The organism is Rouxiella sp. Mn2063 (genome assembly GCF_049319665.1).
Taxonomy (GTDB): domain Bacteria; phylum Pseudomonadota; class Gammaproteobacteria; order Enterobacterales; family Enterobacteriaceae; genus JBMOUD01.
Map to the genome: position 1 here is coordinate 64,098 of NZ_JBMOUD010000003.1, position 13,324 is coordinate 77,421.

Annotated in this window: 10 protein-coding genes; 4 read left to right on the plus strand and 6 right to left on the minus strand. The window is 47.5% G+C overall.

The genetic code is table 11. The features are described 5' to 3' along the window. Positions 1-82 precede the first annotated feature (82 nt). From lolA to ACL9RG_RS05720, 4 genes are all read left to right on the plus strand, one after another. The gene (lolA, locus tag ACL9RG_RS05705; protein WP_422791639.1) at positions 83-694 is read left to right on the plus strand and encodes an outer membrane lipoprotein chaperone LolA; all 612 of its coding nucleotides are present in this window, start codon (positions 83-85) and stop codon (positions 692-694) included. Between the two features lie 28 nt (positions 695-722). Then, positions 723-2,066, plus strand: coding sequence for a replication-associated recombination protein A (locus ACL9RG_RS05710; RefSeq protein ID WP_422791640.1), 1,344 nt, complete (start codon positions 723-725; stop codon positions 2,064-2,066). A 107-nt stretch (positions 2,067-2,173) separates the two neighbouring features. After that, on the plus strand, positions 2,174-3,466 hold the full coding sequence (serS, locus tag ACL9RG_RS05715; RefSeq protein ID WP_422791641.1) for a serine--tRNA ligase: 1,293 nt from the start codon (positions 2,174-2,176) through the stop codon (positions 3,464-3,466). Between the two features lie 370 nt (positions 3,467-3,836). Next, the gene (locus ACL9RG_RS05720) at positions 3,837-4,982 is read left to right on the plus strand and encodes an MFS transporter (protein WP_422791642.1); all 1,146 of its coding nucleotides are present in this window, start codon (positions 3,837-3,839) and stop codon (positions 4,980-4,982) included. 192 nt (positions 4,983-5,174) lie between these two features. Here the strand turns inward: ACL9RG_RS05720 and pflA are convergent, their stop codons facing one another. The 6 genes from pflA to ycaO all read right to left on the minus strand — a co-directional run bounded on the left by pflA (position 5,175) and on the right by ycaO (position 13,229). Next, positions 5,175-5,915: a pyruvate formate lyase 1-activating protein gene (pflA, locus tag ACL9RG_RS05725; RefSeq protein WP_422791962.1), complete on the minus strand. Its 741-nt coding sequence runs from the start codon at positions 5,913-5,915 to the stop codon at positions 5,175-5,177. Positions 5,916-6,519: 604 nt separating this feature from the next. Then, a complete protein-coding gene (locus ACL9RG_RS05730; protein ID WP_422791643.1) occupies positions 6,520-6,951 on the minus strand; it encodes a putative T6SS immunity periplasmic lipoprotein in 432 nt (143 codons plus the stop codon). Next, complete coding sequence (locus ACL9RG_RS05735; RefSeq protein WP_422791644.1) at positions 6,948-7,469, minus strand: type IV secretion protein Rhs; 522 nt, start codon at positions 7,467-7,469, stop codon at positions 6,948-6,950. Before ACL9RG_RS05735 ends, ACL9RG_RS05730 begins: the two co-directional genes overlap by 4 nt. 442 nt (positions 7,470-7,911) lie before the next feature. Continuing rightward, entirely contained in the window at positions 7,912-10,194 is a 2,283-nt protein-coding gene (pflB, locus tag ACL9RG_RS05740) for a formate C-acetyltransferase (RefSeq protein ID WP_422791645.1), read from the minus strand. Positions 10,195-10,254: 60 nt separating this feature from the next. Next, positions 10,255-11,115, minus strand: a complete 861-nt coding sequence (gene focA / locus ACL9RG_RS05745) for a formate transporter FocA (protein WP_422791646.1) — start codon at positions 11,113-11,115, stop codon at positions 10,255-10,257. A gap of 350 nt (positions 11,116-11,465) precedes the next feature. Next, positions 11,466-13,229, minus strand: a complete 1,764-nt coding sequence (gene ycaO, locus ACL9RG_RS05750; RefSeq protein WP_422791647.1) for a 30S ribosomal protein S12 methylthiotransferase accessory factor YcaO — start codon at positions 13,227-13,229, stop codon at positions 11,466-11,468. Between the last annotated feature and the right edge of the window lie 95 nt (positions 13,230-13,324).

The window sequence follows — 13,324 nt, forward strand, 5'->3', positions numbered from 1 at the left end:
GTGTATCCGCGCACTGCAATGCGTGGCGGAGATAGCCAAGAATATTGTCAGATTGCAATGGATTCTAAAGGTAAGTAGCACAATGAAAAAAGTATTAGCAGTGGGCTGTTTGTTGACCGCGTTTGTCTCTAGCGCAGTCTTTGCCGATGCCAGCAGCGATTTGAAAAGCCGTTTAAGCAAATTAAATACTTTCCACGCCAGTTTTACTCAGACGGTTACCGCTGATGATGGCTCCAATGTGCAGCAAGGCGAAGGCCAGCTGTGGGTTAAACGCCCGAACTTGTTTAACTGGCACATGACATCACCGGATGAAAGCGTACTGGTTTCTGATGGTAAAACACTGTGGTTCTATAACCCGTTTGTTGAGCAAGTCACCGCGACTTGGCTGAAAAATGCTACGGGCAACACGCCGTTTATGTTAATCACCCGCAATGACAGCAGCGACTGGGCTAAATACAACGTCAAACAAAAAGGCGATGATTTTGAACTGACGCCAAAAACGGCGGCGGGTAATTTGAAGCAGTTCGCGATCACTGTAACGCCAACCGGTACTATCAAGAGCTTTACGGCTGTTGAACAAGACGGTCAGCGCAGCGCTTACCAACTGAAAGGCGAACAAAATGCCTCGGTTGACGATTCAAAATTCCAATTCACCCCGCCTAAAGGCGTAACGGTCGACGACCAGCGTCAGTAAGGGCGCGGGGAGCAAAAGAGAGGGCCATGTGAGCAATCTGTCGCTCGATTTTTCCCAAAATGAATTCCAGCCACTGGCCGCAAGAATGCGGCCAGTCACGTTAGCGGAATATATTGGCCAACAGCACTTGCTGGCTCCGGGTAAACCCTTGCCTCGCGCTATCGAGGAGGGTCATTTGCATTCAATGATCCTGTGGGGGCCTCCGGGAACGGGTAAAACGACGTTAGCCGAGCTGATTGGTCGCTATGCTAACGCCGATGTCGAGCGCATTTCCGCCGTCACCTCCGGTATCAAAGAGATCCGCGAAGCTATCGAGCGAGCAAGACAAAACCGCAACGCGGGTCGACGCACCATTCTATTTGTTGACGAGGTGCATCGTTTTAACAAAAGTCAGCAAGATGCGTTCCTGCCACATATCGAAGATGGCACCATTACCTTCATCGGCGCGACGACAGAAAATCCCTCTTTTGAGCTTAATTCGGCATTGTTATCTCGTGCGCGCGTTTACCTGTTAAAAGGGTTAACGCCAGAAGATATCGAGAAGGTGATTGAACAGGCGCTGACCAATTCTGATCGTGGCTATGGTAGAGAAAAAATCAACGTGCCAGCAGAGACGCGGCGCTTGTTGGCGGAGTTGGTCAATGGTGACGCTCGCCGTGCGCTAAACAGTATTGAAATGATGGCTGATATGGCCGAAATCGATGCCAAAGGTGTACGTACCTTAACGCCAGAGCTATTAAATGAAATTTCGGGTGAACGCAGCGCGCGTTTTGATAATAAAGGCGATCGCTATTACGATTTGATCTCAGCGTTACATAAATCGGTCCGTGGATCGGCACCCGATGCCGCACTCTATTGGTATGCGCGCATTATTACTGCCGGTGGCGATCCACTGTATGTTGCACGCCGGTTGCTGGCTATCGCCTCTGAAGATGTCGGTAACGCCGATCCGCGAGCGATGCAAATTGCGATTGCTGCCTGGGATTGCTTTACTCGCGTAGGGCCTGCTGAAGGCGAGCGTGCGATTGCCCAGGCCATTGTGTATCTGGCCTGTGCACCAAAAAGCAACGCGGTCTATACGGCTTTCAAAGCGGCGATGCATGATGCGCGTGAGCGGGTTGATTATGACGTGCCGGAACATTTGCGTAATGCGCCAACCAAGCTGATGAAAGAGATGGGGTTGGGAGCGGAGTATCGCTACGCGCACAATGAAACCAATGCTTATGCCGCCGGGGAGGTGTATTTCCCACCAGAAATGGCGCAAACGCAATACTATTACCCGACCAATCGCGGGATGGAAGCCAAGATCGGCGAAAAGCTGGCATGGTTAACTGAACAAGATCAAAATAGCCCGACAAAACGCTACCGCTAACTTTGTTGTTGCGGTAAGGTTACTGCTGATAACTCTTTGACATGTTGCCAGTTACGGCGGCATGTATCATCAAAACATTATTCAATTACAACAAGTACAGGATTAGCATGCTCGATCCCAATCTGCTGCGTAATGAGCTAGACGCAGTTGCAGAAAAACTTGCTCGCAGAGGTTTTAAACTCGATGTAGACACGCTGCGCGCTCAGGAAGAACGCCGCAAAATTTTGCAAGTAGAAACGGAAACACTTCAAGCTGAACGTAACAGCCGATCGAAATCGATCGGTGCTGCTAAAGCGCGTGGTGAAGACATCGATGCCTTGCGTCAGGAAGTCAATGAACTGGGTGAGAAGCTCGATGCCGCTAAGGCTGAGTTAGAGACGTTGCAAAATGAGATCCGCGATGTCACGTTAGCCGTACCTAACTTGCCAGATGATTCTGTACCTTTGGGCAAAGATGACACTGAAAACCAGGAAGTCAGTCGTTGGGGCGAGCCTCGTCAGTTCGATTTCCCAGTGCTTGACCACGTTGCATTAGGCGAGGGCGCTAAGGGGCTAGATTTTGCCGCCGGTGCTAAGCTGACAGGTTCTCGCTTTGTGGTGATGAAAGGGCAGATTGCTCGTATGCACCGCGCGCTTTCTCAGTTCATGCTGGATTTGCATACTGAGGAACACGGCTATCTGGAAACCAACGTGCCTTTCCTGGTTAACCATGATTCTTTATATGGTACCGGCCAGTTGCCAAAATTTGGTGAGGACTTGTTCCACACCCGTCCGCTGAGTGAAGAAGCGGGCAGCAGCAATTACGCGTTGATCCCGACCGCAGAAGTCCCTGTGACCAACCTGCTGCGCGATGAGATCGTCGAAGAAGAGTTGTTGCCGTTGAAATTCACCGCGCATACGCCTTGTTTCCGTTCTGAGGCAGGATCTTATGGCCGCGATACGCGTGGTTTGATCCGTATGCACCAATTCGAAAAAGTCGAGATGGTGCAGATTGTGCGCCCTGAAGATTCAATGCAGGCGCTGGAAGAGTTGACCGGCCATGCGGAAAAAGTGCTGCAGTTGCTGAAACTTCCTTACCGCAAAATGTTGCTTTGTACTGGTGATATGGGCTTTGGTGCCCGCAAAACTTACGATTTAGAAGTGTGGTTGCCAGCACAGAACACCTATCGCGAAATCTCTTCATGCTCAAACTGTTGGGATTTCCAGTCACGTCGTATGCAAGCACGTTGTCGTAGCAAAACCGAGAAAAAACCGCGCCTGGTTCATACCTTGAACGGCTCTGGTTTGGCTGTTGGCCGCACGTTGGTTGCAGTACTGGAAAACTACCAGTTAGCCGATGGCCGTATCGAAGTGCCGGAGGTTCTGCGTCCTTATATGCGCGGACTGGAAGTGATTGGTTAAGCATTAGTTTAATTTGTCTTAACATGCCAAAAGCGCCTTCGGGCGCTTTTTTGTTTTCTATTTTTTAGCTTAAGTATTTTTATTCTACGATGTTGGCTGCATTGACTCAATCAGCGATATTTTTTAATCGTAGTGCCAATATAAAGTGAAATTTTTTGCCGTTTCTAGGCGACTGGATTTATTATTTCTATATTTTTCATGGCAATGAAAATAAGCGTAGAAAATATTCCCCATTAACATTCTGCATATTGATTAGTTATTTAAATCTTCGTGGTGCAGCCTGTGCCGAGGCCTGTTTTCGCCTCATTGACTTTTAATCCGCCAGTGGCATTATGCGCGCAATTTCAATGCTTTTCTGGCCGCTTTCACTATGTCTGCTTACTCTCGCCCAGTGCTTTTCCTGCTCTGTGGGCTTTTGCTGCTTACCGTCTCTATTGCTGTCCTCAGCACGTTGGTGCCGTTATGGTTAAGCCATGATGCATTACCAACCTGGAAAGTCGGGTTAGTCAGCTCATCCTATTTCTCGGGCAATTTAGTGGGCACGCTGATAGCCGGTGCCGTGATAAAACGCATTGGTTTTAATCGTAGTTATTATATTGCCTGTTTATTTTTTGCCGTGGGTACCGCAGGGTTGGCTTTCTCTTCGGCGTTTTTCAGTTGGATTACGTGGCGTTTTATTGCTGGTATTGGCTGTGCGATGATTTGGGTGATTGTGGAAAGTGCCTTATTGCGCAGCGGTACGGTTAAAAATCGTGGGCAGCTGCTGGCGGCTTATATGATTGTCTATTATATCGGTACGGTCGTCGGCCAGATGATGCTGGGCGTGGTGCCCACGACGCTTTATAGCGTCATACCTTGGGTAACGGCGCTTATCATCATCGCTATGCTGCCTTTGATGCTGACCCATATTGCTAATCAGGACAGTTCACAGCCGCGTACGCCAGTCTGGCCAATGCTTAAATTGCGCAGCGCGCGTTTAGGCATCAATGGCTGCATTATTTCTGGTATTGCTTTGGGTTCGCTTTATGGTCTGATGCCGCTGTTTTTAACCCATCGAGGAATGAGTGATTCATCGGTTGGCTATTGGATGGGGTTGTTGGTCAGTTCAGGCATTATCGGGCAATGGCCGGTAGGTAAATTGGCCGACCGCTACGGTAGATTAGCGGTGTTGCGTGTTCAGGTCTTTGTGATCATTATGTGCAGTATCGCCATGTTGGGCGGTTATGCCATGGCGCCGACGCTGTTTATCCTCGGATGCGCAGGATTCACCCTTTACCCGGTGGCAATGTCATGGGCCTGTGAGAAGGTGAGTGCCGAAGAGTTAGTGGGTATGAACCAGGCGCTATTAATGAGTTATACCATTGGCAGTCTGCTTGGGCCGATGATGACCGCGATGTTGATGCAGAACTATTCAGACCAATCATTGTTCGTGATGATTGCAGTGGTATGTCTGGTCTATCTGGTGATGTTGCTGAGAAAGGCGGATCAGCAGCATACGCCTGTAGCGACAGCTTAAAAATCTATCATTAACGGGGCAGTTGGCTCCGTTAGTGGGATTAAGTCGTTTGCAATATCGAAATACCCGGACATAGCACACCTAGGGGCGCTCCGGCGGCTAATGCTGCTACGACCCCAACGGTGTGCCTCCCTAATAACTGGCTTTATCAGTTGTCTGATATAGGTGTAGCCCGGGTTTTTAGCATTCAAATTAATACATAACTTTGTGGCCGTAGCCTTCAAGGATGCCTTTTACGCGGTCCATAATTTCCTTGCTCGGCGGATTTACCCCTTCCAGGCCGTACTCTTCTCCCATCGCAATCCACTTATGTTTACCCAATTCGTGATAAGGCAGCAGCTCGATTTTTTCGATGTTCGCCATGTCTTTGGTGAACTCACCCAGCATATGCACTGATTGATCGTCATCTGACCAACCCGGAACCACAACATAACGAAGCCAGGTACGTTTATTACGTTTCGCCAAATAACGGGCAAAATCCAAAGTACGATGGTTAGACACGCCTACCAGTTTCTGATGAATATCGTCATTCATCTCTTTGATATCCAGCATCACCAAGTCGGTTACGTCGAGTAGCTCATCAATCACTGGCTCATAACGACGCACAAAGCCGTTGGTATCCAGACAGGTATTAATGCCTTCTTTTTTACAGGCGCGGAACCAGTCGCGAACAAATTCGGCTTGCAGGATAGCCTCGCCACCAGAAGCGGTGACGCCACCGCCAGAGGCATTCATAAAGTGGCGATAGGTGACCAGTTCTTTCATTAAATCATCGACTGAGACTTCGGTGCCGCCGTGGGTATCCCAAGTATCGCGGTTGTGGCAATACATGCAGCGCATCAGACAGCCTTGAAAGAACACAATATAGCGTATCCCCGGCCCATCGACGGTGCCGCAGGATTCATAAGAGTGGATGCGGCCTTTAACGGGTATATTGCCTCCTGCATCAACGGGCAATTCCTGGATAATGAGATCGTTTATATCGCTCATAATGTGTTACTCGTCCTAAAAGTGTTGGAATCTGGACATAATATGGACACTCCACTCAGCGGATAGAACGCAACGGCGCTCTATAAAAATCCGCCGTCAATGAGCAAAAGCCAACGCTTGTGCGCGCTGGAATGTCCTAATAATAGTTGCAGTGGAATCATATTACCCTGAATCAACATAAAATATGTGGTGAATCTATGCGGCGAGGCTGGGCTGTTGACTGTTACGTTGCACCTCCCGGTTTACGGAGATCAACGCCTTCAGCACTTCGCTGGCAAGACCCATTGTTGGGCAATGGTTATGCTATTCCCTGATATCAATAATTATACTAAACATCCTACTCACAATGACTTGATATCGATTAACATTTGCTGAGTTTTGGTTATTTTTTGTCAACTTTATTGGAGGAGGGACTGGCTGGTTAATGGGGCGTGGTTGCTAAGTCTGGTAGCGATAAGATGATAGCTGTCATCAAATTTTTATATTTTTTCATTATGTGATTACTATGTATTCTTATTTCTGCAACAGTGCATTACGCGCTGATTCCTTAATTCCCATGTAATAAAGGTGCTTCATCGTGACGCGGTTTAAGCAAGTGTGGTTCTCCATTGACCATGTTGAACACGACAACAACAAATCGGCGTTCTCTTTGTTTAGTTGGTGAACGTAGTGAATAATTTACGATGAAATCACCGTTTGGAGGGAATGAGTAATAAGAATCAGCAATACAAAGCGCTCCTTTGTTAATGCTCAAGGCTGGCATTAGCCGCGAGAACCCCGTTCCTTCAGGCGAATTTCTCGGCCTAATTCTTATGGTCGCAGGGCGATAATCTCCGGCGTTGGGAACCGCAAAACATAGGCCATTGTCCGTTTTAGTGACGGTGGTTGTCTCGTCCGGAGGGATATAGTCGCCCAGGAGATGGCATCCGCCTAACAGTGATGAAAATAGCAAGGTAGTAAATAATTTATAAAATTTCATAATACTGCCAGCATCTTTTTGTATTTTTTTAAAAGTTCCGCGTCTGAAAAATTTGCACCATTTTTACAAAAGCTAAGATCATCCCAGCTAGCGCGCCCATTGGGCTGAGTTAGCAAAAAATAATCCGCAATTATTTGAGCCTGCTGTTCCATTCCATAACTGCTGAGAGAGCGATTCTCTAACTTATAGTCATAGTCAGCAGCCCAACTGAACAAACCTATAGTCTTAACATTCATTCCTTGCTGGCGTTGCCAAACATGCGCTAATTCATGAATGAATATGTGTTTAAGTCTAATGGCTGCGCTAGAAAAATCGGGAGTATAATCATCACGAAAGTAAATTTCACCGCTGGGTGTCATCGCTTGTTTTTTGTTTTGTAAACCAAAGGGGAGGTAGCTGCCTTTGTGGACCCACACTTTGTAGTATTCAATGGCGCCTTTGTATATCTCCTGCGCCATAGAAATTTCCCCCGGCGTCATTAAACGTAAACTGCCATCCTTTGTTTCCTGCACGAGCATGCAGTATTCCTTATCAAGTATGTGCCTATTGGGTGGGGAGTATAACAACGGGGCATAACAGCTAAAATGATACCTCTCTCTTTCTGCGCATTTTCAGAATATAGCCCAGAGCAATGAGCTGATTCAGTGGTAATAGAACGTTAATAATAAACAGAAGCTGGGGTGATAAAGGTCGAAGGAGATTTTGATTTTAAAGATGCCTAGCCAATTTGCTCCTTAATAGCCCCAAAATAATTAAGTACCAAGAAAGCGGACTAATAAAGCTCGTTATTAGGGAGAATACTGCGTTGGAGACGTAGCGATATTAGCCGCTAAAGTGCCCCAATTTGTCCTATGCCTGGTTCAACCTAACTCCGCCGCCAAAAAATTAAGGCCCCACCGACGTGAGGCCTTAGCATGATAATATTGACCAGACCACAATCTGGTCAATATTACTCGGTGATTACATAGATTTGGTGAAGGTACGGGTAATCACGTCTTTTTGCTGTTCTTTGGTCAGCGAGTTAAAGCGCACGGCGTAACCTGATACGCGGATAGTTAACTGAGGATATTTCTCAGGGTTTTCCATCGCATCGACCAGCATCTCGCGATTCATCACGTTAACGTTCAGGTGTTGGCCGCCTTCGATTGAAGATTCGTGGTGGAAATAACCGTCCATCAAACCCGCCAGGTTAGCTTTACGCACTTCGTCATCTTTGCCCAGCGCGTTTGGCACGATAGAGAAGGTATAAGAGATACCATCTTTCGCGTAGGCAAACGGCAGTTTAGCGACAGATGTCAGAGAGGCAACCGCGCCTTTCTGGTCACGACCGTGCATTGGGTTAGCACCTGGTCCGAATGGTGCGCCAGCACGACGACCATCTGGAGTGTTACCGGTTTTTTTACCGTAAACCACGTTAGAAGTAATGGTCAGTACAGACTGAGTCGCGACCGCGTTACGGTAGGTGCGCAGTTTCTGAATTTTCTTCATGAAACGTTCTACCAAGTCGCAGGCGATATCATCAACGCGGGAATCGTTGTTACCAAACTGCGGATACTCGCCTTCGATTTTGAAGTCAACGGCCAGGCCGTCTTCGTCACGAATGGTGCTGACTTTAGCGTATTTAATGGCAGACAGTGAGTCGGCAGCGACAGACAGACCTGCGATACCACAGGCCATGGTGCGATAAACGTCACGGTCGTGCAGCGCCATCAAGGCCGCTTCGTAGCTATATTTATCGTGCATGAAGTGAATGCAGTTCAGTGCAGTCACATACTGCGTTGCCAGCCAGTCCATAAAGTGGTCCATACGCGCCATCACTTTATCGTAGTCCAGCACCTCATCCATCATTGGCGCTTCTTTTGGTCCAACCTGGATTTTCAACTTCTCATCCACGCCGCCGTTAATCGCGTATAGCATGGTTTTTGCCAGGTTGGCGCGAGCACCGAAGAACTGCATTTGTTTACCGACGATCATCGGGCTGACGCAACAAGCGATAGCGTAGTCATCGTTGTCAAAGTCAGGGCGCATCAGGTCATCGTTTTCATACTGTACAGATGAGGTATCAATGGAGACTTTAGCCGCGTATTTTTTGAAGTTTAACGGCAGCTTTTCAGACCACAGGATGGTCATGTTTGGCTCTGGTGATGGACCCATAGTGTAAAGGGTGTTCAGGAAGCGGAAGCTGTTTTTGGTGACCAGAGTACGGCCATCAACGCCCATCCCAGCCAGAGATTCGGTCGCCCAGATTGGGTCACCTGAGAACAGTTCATCATATTCTGGGGTACGCAGGAAACGCACCATACGAAGTTTCATGACCAAGTGGTCAATCAGTTCTTGAGCCTGTTCTTCGGTCAGTTTGCCGGCTTTAATGTCGCGCTCGATGAACACATCAAGGAAGGTTGACACGCGTCCGAATGACATAGCCGCGCCGTTTTGTGATTTCACTGCTGCCAGATAAGCGAAGTAAGTCCATTGTACCGCTTCATGTGCGTCGTTAGCTGGCAGAGAGATATCGTAACCGTATTTTGCTGCCATCTCTTTCATCTGGCCCAATGCACGGTATTGCTCTGAAATCTCTTCGCGCAGTTGGATAGTCATTTCCAGGTCTTCGCCGTTTTCCAGTTTCTCTTGTAGAGACTGGAATTGCGCGTATTTGTCAGCCATCAGGTAATCAATACCGTACAAGGCGACGCGGCGATAGTCACCGATGATACGGCCACGCCCGTAAGCATCCGGCAAACCGGTTAACACACCTGATTTACGGCAGTTTAGAATATCTTTGGTGTAAACATCGAATACACCCTGGTTATGGGTTTTACGATATTCGGTGAAGGTTTTTTTCAATTGTGGGTCGAGTTCACGGCCATAAACTTTACATGAACCTTCGACCATTTTGATGCCGCCAAACGGGATCAGCGCGCGTTTTAGAGGCGCGTCAGTTTGCAGACCCACGATACGTTCTAAAGATTTGTTGATGTAGCCTGCATCGTGAGAAGTAATGGTAGAGGCAACATCGGTATCAAAATCAACCGGGGCGTGGGTGCTGTTTTCCAGTTTGATACCTTCCATCACTTTATCCCAAAGTGTAGAGGTCGCCTGAGTTGCACCTGCCAGAAATGCTTCGTCACCTTCATAAGGGGTGTAGTTTTTCTGAATGAAGTCACGAACGTTAACTTCATTCTGCCAGTCGCCAGCGCTGAAACCTTGCCATGCGTTAGTCAGTTTTTCATTTAGCTTAGACATATTTTACCTACCTTATTGTGGCTAATTTTAAATCGTTTTGAATAGTGGGCGAGAGCATGATTAATGCTGCGGTTGCTCATCGCGTAAATAGATAATCCAGTAGGTAAGACCTACTAGCAGACCGCCTCCAATAATGTTCCCTAGCGTGACGGGAATGAGGTTGTCGAAAATAAAGTTGCTGATATTAAGCTGTGCAAACTGTGCAGGCGTAGCACCAACGGCCTGCCAAAATTCTGGGGCGGCAAAACTTTTGATGGTAATGCCTAATGGGATTAAAAACATATTCGCGATGCTGTGTTCAAAACCGCTGGCGACAAACATGGCCACCGGGAGGATCATCGCAAACATCTTATCCATTAGCGTGCGTCCTGAGTAACTCATCCACACCGCCAGGCAGACCATTAAATTCGCTAAAATGCCCAGACACACGGCTTCAATAAAGGTGTGGTGCATTTTGTGATCGGCAGTCTGCAGAACATTGAGTCCCCATTGGCCGTTAGCGGTCATCAACATGCCGGAAAACCAAATCAGACCAACAAAAAACAGAGCGCCAACCAGGTTACCGAAATAAACATTGAGCCAGTTACGGGCTAATTGCCCCCAGCTTATTCTGCCGCTGGCTTTAGCAATGACAATTAATACGGTAGAGGTGAACAGATCCGCACCGCAGACTACCACCAGCATTAAGCCGAGAGAAAAACAGATGCCACCTACCAATTTTGCCAAACCGAATGGCACTGCGGCGGTTCCGGTTGTCGCTGTAATGTAGAAAACAAAAGCGATAGAAATAAAGACGCCTGCGGTGATCGCCAGATAAAACGTTTTTAATGGTTGTTTTGTTGCTTTATAAACGCCTGCATCCTCAGCGACTTTCGCTGTTGCTGCCGGTAATAACAAATTGAAGGGGTTGTCAGCTTTCACATTAACTCTCTCTTAAGGGTTATGCACTGCACGACTGATACTAACAAAGCACTATAGTAGAGAAATTGATTTGGATCATTTCGCTAGATAATTATAGTAAAAACCCTAACTCAAATTGAGTAAAAATGATTATATCCAATTGATTTTAAATTGATAAATATTTTTTAATCTTTGCATGTAAAGTTTAATGTTTTAAATGGAAATGCTGATTAAAAGAACAATAAGAAAGGGTAAAACGGCAATTTTTGCGGTTATTTTATGCTAAAGAATGATGCGGGAAGCTAGCTAGAAAATAATGTTGAAAAAACCGGCGCAATGCGCGCCGGTGGGTATTAATTATACAGTGGTAATTACGCTTTAGCCCAATGGCGACGTTTTGCCGCCTGCAGCTTCTCATAAGCGCCTAGCAGAGCCTGATGGGCTGGCAATGCTTTCAGCTCTGGGTCAACAGCGAAGAGGCCATGGAAACGTTCTTCACCGCTGATAGCGGCAGAAGCGCGTTCAACCGCTTCCTGACCATACATTTTCACGAAAGCAGAATAGTATTGTGCAGGCTCGCGCTCGCTCTCCAATGCCAGCTGCAATAGTGTTTGCAGGCAACGGTAATAGTTATTGCGCTCATCACTGTATACCGATGCGTTGAACTCATGCGCCCACTCGGCCCAGGTCAATGCCTGATCGAGATCGCCACCAGCCAACGCCAACATGGATTTAAGTTCACCTACGCGCAGCGTGTACCAGCCGTTGTCTTTACCGCTGGCAATGCCCAGCAATTCGCGTACACGGGTAAAATCATCCAGACCTTCATCATCAAGTTGAGTAATCATCTCGAGATATTGTTCTGGGGTGAAATCACTGTTCGGGAGCGCCAGAATTTGTTCGCGCAAATGTGCGCCCATGCTGTTGTTCGCTAACAGCAAGTCTTCAGCAGGGTAGATGTCAGACATGCCAGGTACAATAATGCGGCATGCATATACATCCAAGTGTTCATAATCGGCGATATAGACTTCAGCATCTTCTTTATCAAAGATAGCCATCAACGTAGCAAACTCTTGTTCAGTGGTGCCACTGAAGCTCCAGTCTACAAACGGATAATCAGCATCTTGCTTGAACAGATCCCAGCAAATCAGGCCGCTTGAGTCGATAAAGTGAGTTTCTAGATTGGCGTGTTCGGCCACTTCTTCATCATCAAAGGTCGGTGCAGTGAAGACATCCAAATCTTTCAGGCTGCGGCCTTGCAATAGCTCGGTAACAGTACGCTCAAGCGCTACGCCGAAATCAGGGTGCGCACCGAATGAAGCGAAGCAGGTACCGTTGGCTGGGTTGAACAGCACGACGCAGATAACCGGGTATTCACCGCCAAGAGACGCATCATAAGAAAGGATTGGGAAACCTTCTTCTTCGAGTTTGGCAATCGCTTCAACCACGCTCGGGTAGCGAGCCAAAACATCAGCAGGAATTTCTGGCAGGCTGATAGATTCGGCAATGATGCGGTTCTTAACATAACGCTCAAAGACTTCTGACAGACCTTGAACTCGTGCTTCGTTAGCGGTGTTACCTGCTGACATGCCGTTAGAAACATACAGATTACCAATGATGTTCATTGGAATATAAACGGTCTGCAAATCTGATTGACGGGTGAATGGCAGGGCACAAATGCCGCGATCGGCATTGCCAGACTGCAAATCAACCAGGTCGCTGCCGGTCAGTTCTTGATCTTGATCGTAGAACGCATGCAGGCGCTCATCGAGGATACCTTCTGGCAGACTGTCGTCGGCTGGGATCGGGAACCATTTCTCATTCGGGTAATGAACGAAATCGCCATTGGCAATTTCCTGGCCCAAATAGAAATCGGCGAAGAAATAGTTGGTAGACAGACGTTCAAAATATTCGCCCAATGCTGAAGCCAATGCCGCTTTTTTACTGGCCCCTTTACCATTGGTAAAGCATAACGGGCAATCCTTGTCACGGATATGAACAGACCAGACATGAGGAACTGGATTGAGCCATGAGGCTTCTTCAATATTAAAGCCGAGGTCGGTGAGTTTTTGCTGGAAACGGGAAATGGAGACTTCCAGTGCCGCGTCTTTACCAGGGATAAACGTTTGCGTCATTGAGTTCACTTTTGTGCGTTCTAAAAACGCGCAATGATACGGGGTTTTATGCACTATCTCCACGTATTCATGTCAGTAATCTTATCGTCATAAAA

Bases quoted from the DNA above. Each gene is read 5' to 3' on its own strand.
- ycaO (WP_422791647.1), bottom strand. From the start codon at position 13,229: ATGACGCAAACGTTTATCCCTGGTAAAGACGCGGCACTGGAAGTCTCC.
- lolA (WP_422791639.1), top strand. From the start codon at position 83: ATGAAAAAAGTATTAGCAGTGGGCTGTTTGTTGACCGCGTTTGTCTCT.
- pflB (WP_422791645.1), bottom strand. From the start codon at position 10,194: ATGTCTAAGCTAAATGAAAAACTGACTAACGCATGGCAAGGTTTCAGC.
- ACL9RG_RS05735 (WP_422791644.1), bottom strand. From the start codon at position 7,469: ATGCTCGTGCAGGAAACAAAGGATGGCAGTTTACGTTTAATGACGCCG.
- ACL9RG_RS05720 (WP_422791642.1), top strand. From the start codon at position 3,837: ATGTCTGCTTACTCTCGCCCAGTGCTTTTCCTGCTCTGTGGGCTTTTG.
- ACL9RG_RS05730 (WP_422791643.1), bottom strand. From the start codon at position 6,951: ATGAAATTTTATAAATTATTTACTACCTTGCTATTTTCATCACTGTTA.
- serS (WP_422791641.1), top strand. From the start codon at position 2,174: ATGCTCGATCCCAATCTGCTGCGTAATGAGCTAGACGCAGTTGCAGAA.